We start from the raw sequence: 15,922 nt of genomic DNA on the forward strand, positions 1-15,922 counted from the left end.
GTCCTCACTGGTAGACGCGCACGTAGTCGACGAGCATGCGGGCGGGAAACGGGGTGGAGGCGTCGGGCGGGCCGGGCCAGTCGCCGCCGACGGCCAGGTTGAGGATGATGTAAAACGGGTGGTCGAAGACCCACGGGCCGCGCGTGCGCTCCACCTCTTCCTTGCTGAGGGTGACGACGGTGCGGCCGTCGAGCGTGTACGTGATGCCGCGGCTGTCCCAGTGGGCGGCCCAGACGTGGAAGTCGTCGGCGAGGTCGGCGCCGCCGGGCAAGGTATAGGAGCCGCCGATGCCGCCGCCTCCGTTGTAGGCGGGCGCGTGCACGGTGGAGTGTGACGTGCGGGTGTCCTTGCCGAGCACCTCCATGATGTCGATCTCGCCGTTGTACGGCCACGGCCGCCCGGTCAGGAAGTCGGCGCCCATCATCCAGAACGCCGGCCACAGCCCGTTGCCCCTGGGCACCTTGATCCGGGCCTCGACGCGGCCGTAGGTGAAGTGGAACTTGCCGCCGGTGTTCATCCGGTGGGAGGTGTACTGGCAGGTGGCGCTGCCGGTGAGCGGGTCACGCGGGCAGGCGGAGCCCGGGGTGGCCTGCTTGCGCGCCTCCATCACCAGCCGGCCCTGGCCGTCCAGGGCGGCGTTGCCGTTGTCGGTGTAGTACTCCAGCTCGTTGTTGGGCCCGGTGCCGGGATCGGCGGTCCACTTGGCCGGATCGGGCCTGGCGCCCGCCGGGCCGTCGAACTCGTCCTGCCAGACGAGCCGCGGCGGGTCGGCCGGGTCGGGGGCGGGGGACGGTGGGGTGATGGGCGCGCCGCCGGTGCCGTACACCTGGAACTCCCAGAGGCTGTAGCCGTACGAGGTCGCGCGCTGCGTCCCGTACACGCGGACGTAGCGGCCGGTTCCGCTCACGGTGAGCGTCTGCTTGAAGCCGGTGCCCGACGTGGTGGAGTAGATCGTGGTCCAGGCCGAGGCGTCGGGCGAGACCTGGATCTGGAACGCGCGGGCGTAGGCCGGGTCCCACTGCAGCACGACCCTGGTGATCTGGGCGGTCGCGCCGAGGTCGACGTAGATCCAGCCGGGGTCGGCCCAGGCGGCGGTGGCCCACCTGCTGGCCGGGTCGAGGTCGAAGGCGCGCGCCGGGGTGCACTCCCAGCAGGTGGAGTCGTGCTGCGAGGAGGAGGCGACGCCGGGCCTGCCGTAGGAGAGCAGCCGCTCGCCGCTCCCGGTGCCGTACACCTGGAACTCCCAGAGCGAGTAGCCCCACGGGGTGGCCCGCTGTGTCCCGTGCACGCGGACGTACCGGCCGGTGCCCGACACGTCGATGGTCTGGGTGCCGCCGGGGCCGGACGTGGTGGTGTGGACGGTGGTCCAGGCGCTGCCGTTCGCGGACACCTGGATCTGGAAGGCGGTGGCGTGGGCGGCCTCCCAGCGCAGCACCACCTGGGAGAGCGCGGCGGACGAGCCCAGGTCGACCTGGATCCACTGCGGGTCGGAGAAGGCGCTGGACCAGCGGGTGCCGGCGTCGCCGTCGACGGCGGCGGAGGCGGGGAAGGCCGCGCTCTCGGTGGAGGAGGCGGTGGCGGGCCTGCCCTGTGACAGCAGGGCGGCGGCGGCCTGGGCGGGCAGGGCCGCGAGGAGGGGGGCGACGAGGGCGAGGACGAGTGTGACGAGCGTCCCCAGGCGGGGTGGACTCACGGAGGTCTCCTCAGGGAGCGAGGGGGGAGCGCTCCCTAAAGTGAGGGTGATGGTGTCAGGAAAATCTGTCAAGTCGCCTGTCAGCAGGAAGGGAGTATTAAGGCACAGAGTGGAGCAGATCGGAGAGCGCTCTCCCATCCTCACGGCATACCGGGTCCATACCGACCGCTGGCAAGCTGCCGCGGGATCTCAGGTCACGGAGAGGACTTCACGCACATGGGAAAGCCCCGACAGATCACGGCGGCGGCGCTCGCCGTCGCCGGTCTCACGACGGCGGGCGCTCCGGCCCCCGCGTCCGCGGAGCTCGCGGCGGCGGCGCCGTTCCGCGTCGACTACGAGAACGGGGCGCACCCCAAGGTGGGCCTCAACGAGTGCTGCAGCCACTCGATCAAGGTCGACGACCTGCCGAGGACCGGCGAGTACGCGGTACGCAGCGTGCTGAAGTACGGTGACCCGAAGGTCGCGGGCAGCACCCGCGCCGAGAGCCACACCCTCCACGCCAAGGAGACCCACTTCCGCTCCGGCGACACCGTCTACTACGGGTTCAGCGTCTACCTCCTGAGCACCTGGCAGCGCGACTCCAGGGAAGACATCGTGTTCCAGTGGAAGCCCTGGAGCGACGCGTGCGAGACCGGCAAGTTCCCCAGCGCCTTCCTCAGCGTGCAGCCCTCCGGGAAATGGCGGCTCCGGGTCAACTCCGACGGCAACGCCTGCTCCACCCCCGAATCCGTCCGCAAGACCAGCTTCGACCTGGCCGACGTGAAGCCAGGGCAGTGGCACGACTTCGTCTTCAGGTTCACCTGGAGCCACGGCAGCCAGGGGAAGATCGACGGCTGGTACCAGACCCACAAGAACCCCGGATGGCGCAAGGTCCTGACCGCCGGCGGCCCCAACACCTTCAACGACGACAAGACCACCAGCGGCTACCTGAAGTGGGGCATCTACAAGCCCGCGTGGGCCTCCGGGAAGACCGACGTCGACAGCCGCACGATCTTCCACGACAACATCGCGGTGGGCAGGACCTTCAGCGAGGTCAACCCGGCGTCCACCCGCTAGCCGTCAGCGGGCGGCGCGGGCCAGCACCTCCTCCGTCGTCAGCGGCACCCTCGGGTGGTGGCTCAGGCACATCGGCGCCCGCGCCTTCACGAAGGCGCTCCCCTCCAGCGCCACGTAGAACTCGCCCGAGCTCAACCGGGCGATGTCCGGCGTCGAGCCGCCCTTGGCCCGCGCCATCTCCTTGGCCGCCTCGATGTGCACCGGCGCGTTCAGCAGGCCGAAGAACTGGGTGGCGGCGTTGCCGGGGATCTGGTTGTGCAGACCCTTGGGCGCCTGGGTGGCGAACACCAGGCCCAGACCGTACTTGCGGGCCTGCGACGCCAGCGCCAGCGTGCTGTGCGTGCAGGCCGTCACCCGGCCACCGCCGGGGGCGAACGTCTGCGCCTCGTCCATCACGAACAGCCCGCCCAGCGGACGGTCGCCCGCCGGGTTCCTCCTGATCCAGGCGAACAGCGCCATCTGGAGCTGGCTGACGAAGCTCTGCCGCTGCTCGTCGTTCGGCAGCCCGACGAAGCTGATCACCGAGACGCGCGCCCGTCTGCCCGGCGACGGCGTCAGCAGCACGCCGGGGTCCACCGGCTCGCCACCGCCGCCGAACAGCGGGTCGTTGTCCATCGCCGCCTGCAGCGACTGCGCCAGGTCGGCCGCCAGCCGGGGGGCGTCGGCCAGCTCGCTCACCCCGTCGGGCAGGTCGGCCAGCAGGGCGACGAACCCCCTGAGGCTCGACCCGCCCCCGCGGCCGTAGTGCTCCAGCGCCTTGCGCAGCACCGCCCGGCCCAGATCCGCCTTCTTCGTCCGCGCGTCCACCTTCACCCGGGGCGCGATCGACGCCACCGCCGACTCCACCGCCTCGGCGAACTCGTCGGGGTCACCGGCCACCCCGGCGAAGTCCGGCAGCGGCTGGAAGCTGAGCGGCCTGCCCGCCGCGCGCCTCGGCGTCCAGACCACCACCTCGGTCCCGGCCAGGTAGTCGGCGGCCTTCCCCGCGTCCCCGTCGAGCCAGCCCTGCGGCCGCTCCGGCCACCGGTCGCCCAGCCTGGCCAGGTCGTTGTTCGGGTCGAGCACGATGGCCGACACGCCGTGCATGGCGCACTCCTCGACCAGCCGCCTGATCAGCACCGTCTTGCCCGAGCCGGAACCGGCGAAGATCGCCGCATGCTTCCGCAACGCCTCCAGCTGCACCTGGACGGGCTGCCCGCTCCCGACGGCCCTCCCCAGAGGGACATGGGGGACGCTCTCATGGGATGAGGGGGTATGCGCCTGCCCGTTTGCTCGCGCTGGGAACTGGCTATCGGCAGCTCGTGCCGGGGGACGGGGCGCTTGCTCGCCGACCGCTCGTGTTCGCGAAGAGTGCTCCCAGTCGCCGGCCACCCGTAGAGAAGTCTCCTGTACGGGGGCGCCCGTGTTTTCCTCTTGGCCGTCGGCGTTCGGGGCCAGCGTGGCGAGCGGGCCGCTCAGGGCTTCGGTTAGGAAGGAGACTGCGCGGGTGGGGCGGCGGGCGGCCAGCCACGACGCCAGCCCCGGCGGGTTCTCCGCAATGAGGTGTTTGAGTGCTGCCAGGATGCGCAGGTCGTCGTCGGTGTAGGACAGGGTGCGCCCGCCCGCGCACTCGAAAGCCGCGATCACCTCCTGAGTCCGCGCTCCCTTAGACCAGTTCTCTCTGCGCAGCAAGAACAGAAGCCGTTTGGGCACCCGGGCGTCCAGACCGGCCGCCAGCGACGCCTTACGGATCCGGTTGAGCGCCGAGACCGCGTGCCCGGCGGTGACTGCCCGGAACGCCCAGTGCGCCTCGTCTTCCGTGGCTTCTTGCAGGTTACGCCGGAGCCGCGCGTGCAGGGGCGGCTTGGCGCTGGGCGGTGGGTCGACGCTGAACGACGGCCCGTGCGCGCCCTGCTCGGCGATCCACGCCGACAGCCCAGCCGTCAGCAGCGGGGGCATCAGCACGTCCTCGCTGGCCTGCTCAATCTTAGGTGGGGCTCCGGCGTCGCGGAGGGTGGCGAAGCGAGCGTCCAGAGCGGCGAGCGCTACCTCCTGCCCGTCGGCCCGCTCCTCGACGACTGGAGGCTTGACTACCGTGGGGGGTAGGGCACTTGCTTTGAGACTGGTCAGCTCCCTGACCTCGCCACGTTGCAGGCATGAACGAACATGCGTGTCGATGGTGATCAGCAACTGACGCGCGGTGTAGCCGGGCGCTTCGTCGAACGCCTCCGGCCGCACCGGCCAGGTCGGGTACGGCGGCTCGACCTTGGCAGCCCCGTACTGCACCGTGAACCGCTTGGCGATCAGTTCGCGGGCGGTCTCGGCATCGGGGATGGTCATAAGGGGCATAGCCGTGCGGAAGCGGTCGCGAACCGTGTCGACCGCCTCCTGCTCGATGAGTGTCCAAGTTAGAGGGATGCACGAGACAACCGTCAGCGTGCGCCGGGTGACCTCGCGCAGAGCCATCAGGCCGCCCGCGACTCGCTCCAGGAGCAGCTTGTCACCATGCTCCCCATGCACGGTTCCATCGGTAGAGGTCCAGGACTGGGCGATCAGCGGGTCGATCTGGTCCACCGCGATGACGGTCGGGCCGGTGAGCGCCAGCAGGTGGGAGAAGTCCCGCACGATCTCCTGCGGCGTCTTGTTGACCGGACGGATGCCCCACCGCGCCCGCTCTCCCTCCTCGCCCTCTGGCATCGCGTACAGGAACGCCTCGCCGATGTCCTGCAGGGCAGGATCGGGGGAGGCATAGAGCACCAGCGCCCGCGCGGTGTCCTGACACCCGCGCCCGACTGTCTCGTTCATCTGCCGCAGCGAGAGGATGAAGGCGTCGAGTTCCTCACGGGACAGCGTCTTCTTACCGGTCACAGCTCTGCGAGGCATGCGCGACAGGTCGGCTAGCGCCGCCAGTCGCGACAGCAGTACCCGGAGCTGGGATTCCCGGGCCGCCCCGGGCCGGGCAAGGCTGTCGAGGAGCGACACCATGACGCTGTCCCAGAAGCCTTTGGCGTCCAGTAGCCCGACCAACACGAAGTAGCCGCCCTGATGCTGGACCACTTCACGCAGCCAGCCGACCAAGTGGGTCTTGCCCGTGCCGCGCTGGCCTTGGACGACCACCCCGATAGGGCTGCTGATCCGCTCGCCGCTCGCCTGAGCCAGACCGTCGAGGAGGATCTTGGTCGCCTGCCCTTGCAGCCCTTCCACGTGGTACGGGGAGTGCTGCCACACGTCGTCGGCCGCTTCGGTGTAGTGGAAACTGAGCGCTTCGAGCGCTCCGACGTCTGGGTGTGTCATGCCTCACCGATCCACAGCAGATGCTTCTCCTGGCCCCCGATGATCACCCCGGCCTCCCGTTCCTCCGGGGTGAAAGACTTCTGGTTGGACTCCGGAACCAGGTTCACGTCGGGGAGCCGTTCCATCCGTACGAGCGCGCCGTCGACCTCGTCCCGAGGCGCGTCGCCCAGCAGCGGTCGCAGCCGCGCCAGCCCCACCCAGGACCCGGGCCGGGGCGCCAACCGCGCGTACGCGGCGCGGATGCGTGCTTCCAGGTCCCCCGGCGGCTCATCCACCGGTGCTACATCTATGGATGGCGCCGTTTCCAGGGGTGTGGACACATCGGCCAGCCTCAGGCGGGAACGGTCCATATATTTCTGCAGCCAGCTGCGAAGGCCACGGGCGATGACCCCCGGTGAGCCGGTCATCGCGGGCAGCTCTCCGGCGCGCAGGTTTTCCTCAAGGCGAGCCCAGCCGCTGTCAGTTAGCACGTGCACATAGGAGCGGCCCTGCTTCCAACTGTCGACCAGCTTCAGCTCGTTGAGCTTCCGGCGTTTCTGGCCGTCGATGGTCAAGCCGTGCCGCTGCTTGAGGTCGAGGTTGGAGATCTCGCCCGCCTCCTCGGCCAGCGCCATCAGCGCGGCGAATTCAGGAAGTGACAGCTTGCGCTCTGACATGTTTCATCCATTTCGTGAGGCACGACGGTTCCGCAGGAGAAGCTCAATGTGGCGGACGACGGCTTGGGGGTCGGACAACACCTGAACATCGGTGAAACGGAGCACGGTGTAACCGGCGATCTGAAGGCGCACGTCACGGGCACGGTCGTCGGCGAATTTCTCCGCGTACCGATGATCGGGCCCGTCCAGTTCGACGACGCACCAGTCGTCCTGCCACAGCAGATCCACCCGTACGGGGGAGGCCAAGGCGTTGGGGCAGAGCATCTGGTTCCAGGCCCGTCCGGCGGCCCATGCGCACCCGCTCAGCGCGGATTCCAGAGCGCGCTCCACGGGGCTCCCCGGGTGCGGCCTTCCGGCGACCGGCGGTGGGCCTGGCACGCCCGTCTCCGGCGGTGGCAGGGTGATGGGCGTCCGGTCTGAGGCCTGGCTCGGTGCTTCCGCGACGAGGACGGTCTCCACCCGGTCCACGGCGGGGAGCGGCCCCGAGAGCCAGATGCCCAGCCCGGCGCGGTGCGCCAGCCACTCGCCCGCTGCCACCAGGGCTTCTTGACCGGCGGGCGACAGCCCTTCCGGCACGTCCACCAGGAGCGCCGCGCCGCGCCGGGAGAAGGCGGCGGCCAGCGCCCTGGCCAGCCCCGCGGCCCGCACCTCCGGCGGGAACCCGCTGGGCCGGATCTCGGGGGAGAGGCTCGCCCGCAGGTCCGGGAGCCGGCCGGGTCGGGCGCGCAGGGCACGTTCCGCCAGCTCGGCGAGGAACGGGCCGAAGTGGGCGCTGGTGGCGGCGGTGCGGAGGGCGAGGGTGCGTACGGCGGCCAGGCCCGCCCCGCCGGGCCCGTCGATGCCCTCGGCGTCCGGCAGCCAGGCGGGGAAAAGGCCGAGCACCGTGGCGTCCAGCTCGTCCAGGATCGCGGAGGCCAGCGCCTTCGGGGAGCGCGCCTCCCGGGCGGTGCAGGTGAGGATCGCGGGGGCCTCGCGGGGCAGCGAGTCGACGGCGAGCGGCAGTGGACCGGCGCCCTCCAGGCGCACGACCTTGCCGGTCGGTAACGCAGCCCAGGACCGCACCGCTCGCCCCCGTCGTCAGCCGGACTCGGACAGTGGTGGCGACGTTATACGCCACCCCGCGCGGCTGTCACCCGCTATCGCCGTCCGGGTCCGCGGCGAGGACGATCGCGCCCACATAGCCGTCGCCGTCGGGGGTGACCTTCATGAGCATCTCGTCCCGGAAGATGCCGTCGCCGTCGTTGCGGGTGTCCCGCTCGCCCCGGGCCGCGTACGGCCGCCCCGCCAGGATGCGGTCGTTGAGCGCCTCGTCGAACATCATCTGCGTGGTCAGCACCCGGGCGTCGCTGACGTGCACCATCGCGTGGATGTGCACGCAGCGGCCCCGGTACCAGCCGGGCCAGATGGTGGTGAACTCGACGACGCCGTCGGCGTTCGTGACCTGGGCGCCGCGCAGGTAGCGCTCGTCGTCCTGCGGGTCGAGGTCGGGCGACGAGGCCGAGAGCGCGCCGCCGCCTCGGGACATCGCCTCGGCGCCCGAGTAGAGGCCGCCCGCGTCGCAGTGCCAGATCTCCACCACCGCGTCCTTGATCGGGCGGCAGCTCCCGCTGTCCTGCACCTTGACGGCCACCCGCAGCCGGACGCCCTCCCGGTCCTCACGGATGTCGGCGCGGACCTTGTCGGCGTCGAAGTAGTACGGCCCCGCGGTGGTGGCGGGGGTCAGCGTGCAGGTGTTCGCGCCGTCGAAGAGCGAGGTGAGGTCCTGGGCGGTGGTCGCCTGAGGGGTGACGGACTCGCCGGTGGAGGTGGTGACCGGCTGCCCCGTGCACGCGGCGATCAGCCCGCCGAGCCCGAGAGAGCCGATGCCCGCGATCATCCGCCGCCTGCTGACGCGCTGCCCTTCGTGATCGTGTCCCATATCGCTCCCTTCGATGGGGTTTCGACGTTAGGTGAGTCACATGAAGGTCTGCTGAGAGGGATCCGCCGGTCTTTGTCGGTGAGGTTCGCTACATTCCGGTTCCGTTGATCATTGCCGAGCCCGGCTGGAGGTCGTTGACCGTGCCCGCTGACCCGACCGTGTGGGAGCAGAGCAGCGTGACGTGCGTGGTGCCGCCCGTCCAGCCGCGCAAGCTGGCCAAGGTGCCGTTCGTCGAGCTGGGCGACGGCAGGCTGCAGGGGGTGGTGTCGAGCGGTTCCGACATCGCTCGCGTGTACGTCTCCTCGATCGCCGCCGGATCCCACGACTTCAACTGCAGCACCAACAACAACCGCCCGTGCGGCGGTCTCTACGGCTCGCTCTGCAAGCACCTGCGGTCGCTGGTGGACGAGGCGGTCGTGCAGTACGGAGCGGAGCGGGTCGCCCGATACCTCCGGGTCGAGGGGGCCGAGACGGTGGCGTCCGGGGCCGACTTGGCGGCCAGGCTGGGCGGGCAGCAGGAGTCGCAGCCGGCGGCCGTGGTGTTCAGCCGGTTCCTGCGCCACCTGGGCTACCTGGAGCTGCCGGTCACCACGGCGCCGCTCGCGGAGATGCACTGGTTCCCCGGGACGGTGCGCTGATGCTCGGGGTGCAGCTGAACGACCTGGTCGGCGGGTTGCCCGACGGCCTCGCCGAGGCGCTGGAGCTGGTCGACGGCTTCGACGACGCGCTGTCCCACGGCTTCGGCCGGGTGGGCGAGCAGCGGGCCGCGGCGATCGCCGCGCTGGCCGGAGCGGTGGCGGCGACGCCGCTGGGCGACCGGGTGGCGGAGGCGGCCGCGAAGGTGTCGGCCGGATCGGTGAGCGGCGAGCACCTGACGGCCCTGGCCGCCGCGCGGTCCGCCCTCCTGGGCGCCGCCCACGACGCCCTCCTGACCCGGCTGGACGAGTCGCTGGGCAGGACGAGGTCTCCCTCCGGCCCGCCCGCCGCCGGTGACTCGTCCGTACCGGGAAATCTGCTCGTCGGGTGCCGGTCGTGGCTGTACGAGCTGGCCATCACCGGGTGGCGGGGAGTGGGGCACGATCTGGCCGCCGCCGGTGACCAGGCCATCGAGGCCGTGCTCGCGGAGCCGGGGGCGCGCCGCCTGGCGGTGCTGCTCGACGGGCTGGCCGCCGAGCTGCGTGACTCGTCGCCGGTGTCCACGATGGAACGGCTGCCCTTACGGCGCTGGGCCGACCTGTGGACGCGGGCCACGCTGCTGGCCGAGCCCGGCTGGCCGGGGTCGGGGGAGGGCGCCGAGACGGTGTCGGGGCGGTTGCTGCCGCTCGGGGCGGACGTGCACGAGCACGGCACCGCCGTCCAGGTGCAGGTGCACGCGGTGCTGGAGCCCGCCGGCGGCGGGACGTCCCGGCTGGTACGGGTGAGCGTCGCCGCGGGCAAGGTCGACACCATCACCGGGCCGGCCGTGTGGGGGCTGTTCCAGGCGTATCCGGTGCTGCTGGCGACGCTGGCCAAGCATCTGGCCGCGGAGATCGACGGCATGCCGTTGCTTCCCGGCGGCGACCTGGTCTGGCAGGAGGAGAAGGCCACCGCGGCCGAGCTCACCGACCCGTTCGCCACCGCCCGGGTGCTGCTCGCGGGCGCGGTGGCCGGGGAGACCCCGCCGCTGGACCGTCACCCGGCGCGCGTCGCGGAGCCGGTCCTGGTGGAGGGATACAAGGCGGCCAAGGCCGGCGGCGGGGTCACGCTCACGCTCGACGGCGCCACCTTGCCGTTCGCCACCGGGCGGCTGCCGGGGTGCGGGCCGCTCACCCCCGAGCTGCTCGCCGCCTCCACCGCGTGCGTCGGGCTGCTGCGCTGGGACGCCGGGGGGTGGCTGCTGCAGCCGCTCGCCGTCCAGGCCACGGTCAAGAAGAAGCCGGTCGCCGCGCACAACGGCGACTGGGCGCTGGGCACCACCGACCCCAAGGCGGCCAAGGCGCTGGCCAAGACGGGCGACCCGGTCGGCGTGCTCCGCGAACGAGCGGGACGGCTGCTGCGCAAATGACCACCGACCACAACATCCCCGGCGACGCGACCACCCACGGCGGCGGGACTGCCCACGACGCCGTGAGCGCCCACGGCGGCGGGACCGCTCACGACGCCGCAGAGGCGAATCGGCGGCAGGTGCTGCTCTGGCGGCTGCTGGCCCGCGTGTTCGGCGCCGACGAGCAGCCCGCGCTGGAGTCCGCGAGCGTCGCCATCGTCGAGGACCTCGGGCTGCCGGCCCAGCTGCTCGACCCGTCCGTGTCCGTGGACAACCTGGTGCAGCGCTTTCCCGAGCTGGGCCCCGAGTTCCGCGGCCTCATGACGGGCGACGACGACCGTGACCGCGCCCGTACCGCGGCGCTCGCCGCCAAGCTGCTGCTCAACCTGTTCGCGACCGGCACGGGCGACGTCACCGCCACCCGGCTGGCCGCCTGGCAGCAGGACGCGGGCTGGTTCGAGCAGGCGCTCGGCTGCGAGGCCGGCGAGCTGCGCGCCCAGCCGGGGCAGAGCGAGCTGGGCGGGATGCTCGCCGGGCTGGAAGGCGACCTGGTGCGCCGGATGCGGCTGCGCGAGGTGCTCGCCGACCCCGCGCTGGCCAGGCAGCTCACGCCCAGCATGTCGCTGATCGAGCAGCTGCTGCGCGACAAGTCCAACCTGTCGGGGGTGGCGCTGGCCAACGCCAAGGCGCTGATCCGCCGGTTCGTGGACGAGGTCGCCCAGGTGCTCCGCACCCAGGTGCAGCAGACGAGCGTAGGCACCGTCGACCGTTCGGTGCCGCCCAAGAGGGTCTTCCGCAACCTCGACCTGGACCGGACGATCTGGAAGAACCTCACCAACTGGAACGCCGAGGACGAGCGGCTGTATGTCGACAAGCTCTTCTACCGGCACACCGCCCGCCGCACCACCCCCGCCCGCCTGATCGTGGTCGTCGACCAGTCGGGCTCGATGGTGGACTCGATGGTCAACTGCACCATCCTGGCCTCGATCTTCGCCGGGCTGCCCAAGGTCGACGTCCACCTGATCGCCTACGACACCAGGGCGCTCGACCTGACGCCGTGGGTGAGCGACCCGTTCGAGGTGCTGCTCCGTACCAAACTCGGCGGCGGCACGAACGGGACGGTCGCGATGACCCTGGCCCGCCCCAAGATCGTCGACCCGCGCAACACCGCGATGGTGTGGATCTCGGACTTCTACGACGTCCGCGACCTGCAGCGGGAGTTCGAGGCCGTGCACCGCTCCGGGACGAGGTTCATCCCCGTCGGGTCGGTGACCAGCTCCGGCCATCAGAGCGTGGACCCGTGGTTCCGCCAGAAACTGAAGGACCTGGGCACGCCCGTCATCTCGGGAAACATCAACAAACTCGTGTTCGAGCTCAAGAGCTTCCTCACCTAGGAGATACGCCATGACCGATGAGATGCTGCGTGCCCCCGCCGAGGCCAAGTACGCCGAAGAGCTCGACTGGCTGGAGTCGGTCGACGACGGGCCCAAGCCGTTCTCCTGGCGGCTCAGCCCGCGCATGGTCCGGCTGTTCGTGCTCGGCTCCGAGCGCTCCGACGGCCTCGACCGGGAGATCAAGCAGAAGTGGTTCGGCGACCGGAGCTTCGTCGAGCGCGCCATCGTCACGCTCGCGTCCGACCGCGGCCTGCTGCTGATCGGCGACCCCGGCACCGGCAAGAGCTGGCTGGCCGAGCTGCTGTCGGCGGCGATCTGCCGCAACTCGACGCTGGTCGTGCAGGGCACCGCCGGCACCACCGAGGACCACATCAAGTACTCGTGGAACGTCTCCATGGTGATCGCCAAGGGCCAGTCGCGCCAGTCGATGATCCCGTCCCCGATCATGACCGCGATGGAGCAGGGCGTGATCGGCCGGTTCGAGGAGCTGACCCGCTCCACCAGCGACGTGCAGGACGCGCTGATCTCGATCCTGTCGGAGAAGTACGTGTCCATCCCCGAGCTGGACGACGACAACATCGTCTTCGCCAAGCCCGGCTTCTCCATCATCGCCACCGCCAACAGCCGCGACCGGGGCGTCAACGACCTGTCGTCGGCGCTCAAACGGCGCTTCAACTTCGTCCGCATCCCGGTCGTGACCAACAAGAAGAGCGAGGCGGAGATCGTCCGCTTCCGCACCACCGAGCTGCTGCGCAGGCACCGCATCGAGCTGGAGGTGCCGCCGTCGCTGCTCGACATCCTGCTGCAGAGCTTCGCCGACCTGCGCGCCGCCGCCCAGTCGGCGACCAGCGACGACGAGAAGCTGGAGTCGGCGCTGTCCACCGCCGAGCAGATCGGCGTGCTGGAGGACGCGATCCTGCACAGCAACTTCTTCGGCGACAGCACGCTGCGCGCCTCGACGCTGGCCGGGTCGCTGGTCGGCTCGCTGGCCCGGCGCAGCCCCGAGGACCTGGCCATACTCAACAAGTTCTGGCACGGCGTGATCGAGCCGCGCAGCAAGAAGGACGGCGGCGAGTGGCAGGGCTTCCTCGAAGGCGGCCGCCAGGCGATCGCCACGCTCTCATGAGCCCGTTCGCCGCGCTGCGCGAGCAGCTGCACGCCGCCGCCGAGACCTTCGCCGACGGGCCCGGCGCGCTCTCCGGCATCCTGTCGGGCCTGGTCGACGACGTCGACCGGGCGCTGGCCGAGCCACTGGAGATCTTCCCGGTCTGCCACCACTCCCCGGCCTCGGCGCTGGCCATGGCCAGGAGGCTGCGCGAGAAGCAGCCCGAGGTCGTCTACCTGGAGCTCTGCGAGGACCTGCGGCCGGTGCTCGACGAGCTGCGCAACTGCCGGCTGCCGGTCGCGCTGCAGGCGTTCGCCACCGAGCTGGACGGCTTCCCCGAGGGCTGGGGCCCGCTCAACGTGGTCGCGCCGATCACCGAGGCGTCCGCCGAGTACCAGGCCATCGCGTACGCGCTCGACACGCCCGGCGTGGAGCTGGTGCTGGTGGACCGCTCGGCCGACCACGTCTACCAGTGGCTGCCGCAGGAACGCCCGGACGAGTCCGTCGGCATCGAGATCGGCGACCTGCGGCCCCGCTTCGCCGAGCTGGAGCAGCACCTGCTGCACCACGCCAAGGTCCGCCACTGGTCCGAGTGGTGGGACCAGTACGTGGAGCAGCCGCTCTCCGGGGCCGACTACGCCACCTACCGGCAGGTCATGGTGCTGATCGGCAGCCTGTTCCGGCGGCTGACCCCGGAGGACTCGCCCCGGCTGGCCGGCGACGAGGAGCGCGAGCGCCACATGTGGACGCGCATGCGCGAGCACCTGGCCGCCTCCGGCGCCGACCCCGGGCGCTGCCTGTACGTGTGCGGCGCCTTCCACGCCGCCAGCCGGGTCGAGGAGTTCGGCCTGCACGCGGCGGAGCCCGCCTACGAGGTCACCCCGCGCACCGGCACGACCTGGCAGTACGGGATCGTCCCGGCCAGCCACTCGGCCGTCGAGGCCCAGTTCGGGCTGGCACCCGGCTCGGTGTCGATCGCCGCCGCCACCTACGCCAAGGCGGTCACCCGGGGCGGCGTCAAGACGTACCAGCTCAAGGGCCGGCAGGCGACGACCAGGCGGCGCAAGGCGGCTCCGGCGGCGGAGGGGCCGGTGACCGACCGGCTGACCGGGTTCCTGTCGAGCCCGCCCGCGCTGGACGCGCTGGATGAGGCCGAGCTGCTCGGCTGGTGCGTCGACATCGTCCGGCTGGCCCGCCGCAACGGCTACCTGGCCAGCACCGCCGACGCCATCGCGGTGTTCGAGACGTCGATCCTGCTGGCCGGGATGCGCAACCGCGCCAGGCCCACCCCGTACGACTTCCAGGACGCGGCCGTCACCTGCATCGAGAAGGACGCCGTGTCCGGCCGCAGGGACGTCGCGCAGCTCTGCGAGATCCTGCTCGGCGGCGACCGGATCGGCGAGGTCGGCTACGCCGCGCTGCCGCCGCTCGCCCAGGACGTCTACGACCGGCTGGAGCCGCTCGGCGTCGACGTGCGCAAGCGGGCCGTGCACCGGGTGCTGCTCGACTTCGGCGCCGACCCCGAGCTGGAGCCCTGCTCCCACCTGCTGTGGATGCTGCGCCGCCTGATGCCGGACGGCGCGGTGCGGCCGATCATGGGCAACCGCGCGCTGGGCGAGCGGTCCAGGCAGGAGAGCTGGGACGTCGCCATCGGCCACCACCAGCGCGCGCTCATCGAGCTCGGCTACGAGGGCGTCACCGTCGAGCAGGTGCTGGAGCAGCGGCTGCGCAAGATGGTGACGGATCCCGAGGCCACCGCCGCCGTCGCGCTGGAGGCGGTGGAGGAGTCCATCGTGCTCCTGGGGAGCCGCCGGTTCACCGAGGAGCTCGGGGCGCGGGCGGTGGAGCTGCTGGCGGCCGAGCGCACCGTCGACGACGCGCCCGACGTGCTGCGCCGCATCCGCCGGCTGCTCACGCACTACCGGTCCGCCGAGCCGGCGCTGCCCGCCTGGGTCGAACGGTTCGTCACCACCGGATACGCGCACTACTGCACGCTGCTGCCGAGCGCCTTCGTGGCCGACGACACCGGGGTGCGGCAGGTGGCGGCCATGCTCGGGTTCCTGTCCGGGATGGAGAGCCTGGCGATCTCGCTCGGCTGCGACCGCGCCCAGCTGGAGCTGGCGGTCAAGCAGTCGCACCCGGAGACGCCGGGCAAGGTCGCGCTGCTGTGGGCGGCCAGGTTCCAGCTCGGCCTGCTGTCGTCGGCGGAGCTGCGGGCGCGCTGCGCCGAGCTGCTGGCCAACCCGCTGGTGGTGCCGTCGTTCCCGCAGTACCTGAGCGGTTTCGTGCAGGCGCTCGAACCCGCGCCCGCGCTGACGCCGTTCGTGGTCGAGCTGATCTCCGACGCCTTCGCGACCCTGCCCGACAGCGTGCTGCTGCCGTGGCTGCCCAAGCTCATCACCACCCTGAAGGACGAGGCCGCCGAGCTGGTGCCGGTTCTCGTACGCGAAGCGGGCCGGACGTTCCCCGGCACGCTCGCGGCGGTGGACGCGTGGACCCCGCCATGGACCGCCGCGCCCGCCCCGACTCCCGTCCCCGCACCGGCGGGCGGCCCGGTCACGAACCTGCTCGCCGCCCACCCGGCCACGACCGACGCGCTCGCGGCCCTGCTGGGCTGCGACGGCACCTGGCAGGCCACCGGGGCGACCGGGCCCGGCCCGGCAGGCGACCTCCTGACCCGCCACCCGGCGGCGTCCGACGCACTGGCGGCCCTGCTGGCACCGCGTTGACGACAGCGGGGAGCGCGGTGGCGGCCGTGCGTGCTGACAAGCCGTGCTGACAAGCCGCGCTGTGGAGCGCTGACC

Annotated in this window: 11 protein-coding genes; 6 read left to right on the plus strand and 5 right to left on the minus strand. The window is 71.5% G+C overall.

Annotation, left to right across the window (positions count from 1 at the left end):
- Window positions 1-4 precede the first annotated feature (4 nt).
- Window positions 5-1,693, minus strand: a complete 1,689-nt coding sequence (locus tag ABD999_RS10270; RefSeq protein ID WP_271277849.1) for a galactose-binding domain-containing protein — start codon at window positions 1,691-1,693, stop codon at window positions 5-7.
- 216 nt (window positions 1,694-1,909) lie between these two features.
- Here ABD999_RS10270 and ABD999_RS10275 point away from each other — a divergent pair, with 216 nt between their 5' ends.
- Window positions 1,910-2,749 carry a polysaccharide lyase family 20 protein gene (locus tag ABD999_RS10275; protein WP_271277848.1) on the plus strand — a complete coding sequence of 280 codons (840 nt, stop codon included), beginning with the start codon at window positions 1,910-1,912 and terminating at the stop codon, window positions 2,747-2,749.
- A 3-nt stretch (window positions 2,750-2,752) separates the two neighbouring features.
- On the opposite strand, the gene ABD999_RS10280 is transcribed toward ABD999_RS10275, so the two are convergent.
- The 4 genes from ABD999_RS10280 to ABD999_RS10295 form a co-directional block, all read right to left on the minus strand.
- A complete protein-coding gene (locus ABD999_RS10280) occupies window positions 2,753-6,022 on the minus strand; it encodes an ATP-binding protein (RefSeq protein WP_271277847.1) in 3,270 nt (1,089 codons plus the stop codon).
- Window positions 6,019-6,678 carry a hypothetical protein gene (locus ABD999_RS10285; RefSeq protein ID WP_271277846.1) on the minus strand — a complete coding sequence of 220 codons (660 nt, stop codon included), beginning with the start codon at window positions 6,676-6,678 and terminating at the stop codon, window positions 6,019-6,021. Before ABD999_RS10285 ends, ABD999_RS10280 begins: the two co-directional genes overlap by 4 nt.
- 3 nt (window positions 6,679-6,681) lie before the next feature.
- Entirely contained in the window at window positions 6,682-7,740 is a 1,059-nt protein-coding gene (locus ABD999_RS10290; RefSeq protein WP_271277845.1) for an endonuclease domain-containing protein, read from the minus strand.
- A gap of 67 nt (window positions 7,741-7,807) precedes the next feature.
- Complete coding sequence (locus tag ABD999_RS10295; protein WP_271277844.1) at window positions 7,808-8,596, minus strand: intradiol ring-cleavage dioxygenase; 789 nt, start codon at window positions 8,594-8,596, stop codon at window positions 7,808-7,810.
- 140 nt (window positions 8,597-8,736) lie between these two features.
- On the opposite strand from ABD999_RS10295, the gene ABD999_RS10300 reads away from it, so the two are divergent.
- From ABD999_RS10300 to ABD999_RS10320, 5 genes are read left to right on the plus strand one after another with little or no spacing between them, the layout of a single operon-like run.
- Complete coding sequence (locus ABD999_RS10300; protein ID WP_271277843.1) at window positions 8,737-9,234, plus strand: hypothetical protein; 498 nt, start codon at window positions 8,737-8,739, stop codon at window positions 9,232-9,234.
- Entirely contained in the window at window positions 9,234-10,640 is a 1,407-nt protein-coding gene (locus ABD999_RS10305) for a hypothetical protein (RefSeq protein WP_271277842.1), read from the plus strand. Before ABD999_RS10300 ends, ABD999_RS10305 begins: the two co-directional genes overlap by 1 nt.
- The gene (locus ABD999_RS10310) at window positions 10,637-12,013 is read left to right on the plus strand and encodes a VWA domain-containing protein (protein ID WP_271277841.1); all 1,377 of its coding nucleotides are present in this window, start codon (window positions 10,637-10,639) and stop codon (window positions 12,011-12,013) included. The genes ABD999_RS10305 and ABD999_RS10310 overlap by 4 nt, the downstream gene beginning before the upstream one ends.
- 10 nt (window positions 12,014-12,023) lie before the next feature.
- Window positions 12,024-13,139: an ATP-binding protein gene (locus ABD999_RS10315; protein ID WP_271277840.1), complete on the plus strand. Its 1,116-nt coding sequence runs from the start codon at window positions 12,024-12,026 to the stop codon at window positions 13,137-13,139.
- Complete coding sequence (locus ABD999_RS10320) at window positions 13,136-15,847, plus strand: DUF5682 family protein (protein WP_271277839.1); 2,712 nt, start codon at window positions 13,136-13,138, stop codon at window positions 15,845-15,847. The genes ABD999_RS10315 and ABD999_RS10320 overlap by 4 nt, the downstream gene beginning before the upstream one ends.
- Window positions 15,848-15,922: the final 75 nt, after the last annotated feature.

The organism is Nonomuraea ferruginea (assembly GCF_039540635.1).
Classification (GTDB): Bacteria; Actinomycetota; Actinomycetes; order Streptosporangiales; family Streptosporangiaceae; genus Nonomuraea; species Nonomuraea ferruginea.

Excerpts from the sequence above, each read along its gene's own strand:
- ABD999_RS10275 (WP_271277848.1), top strand. The coding sequence starts at position 1,910 with ATGGGAAAGCCCCGACAGATCACGGCGGCGGCGCTCGCCGTCGCCGGT.
- ABD999_RS10305 (WP_271277842.1), top strand. The coding sequence starts at position 9,234 with ATGCTCGGGGTGCAGCTGAACGACCTGGTCGGCGGGTTGCCCGACGGC.
- ABD999_RS10310 (WP_271277841.1), top strand. The coding sequence starts at position 10,637 with ATGACCACCGACCACAACATCCCCGGCGACGCGACCACCCACGGCGGC.
- ABD999_RS10315 (WP_271277840.1), top strand. The coding sequence starts at position 12,024 with ATGACCGATGAGATGCTGCGTGCCCCCGCCGAGGCCAAGTACGCCGAA.
- ABD999_RS10285 (WP_271277846.1), bottom strand. The coding sequence starts at position 6,678 with ATGTCAGAGCGCAAGCTGTCACTTCCTGAATTCGCCGCGCTGATGGCG.
- ABD999_RS10295 (WP_271277844.1), bottom strand. The coding sequence starts at position 8,596 with ATGGGACACGATCACGAAGGGCAGCGCGTCAGCAGGCGGCGGATGATC.
- ABD999_RS10320 (WP_271277839.1), top strand. The coding sequence starts at position 13,136 with ATGAGCCCGTTCGCCGCGCTGCGCGAGCAGCTGCACGCCGCCGCCGAG.
- ABD999_RS10280 (WP_271277847.1), bottom strand. The coding sequence starts at position 6,022 with ATGACACACCCAGACGTCGGAGCGCTCGAAGCGCTCAGTTTCCACTAC.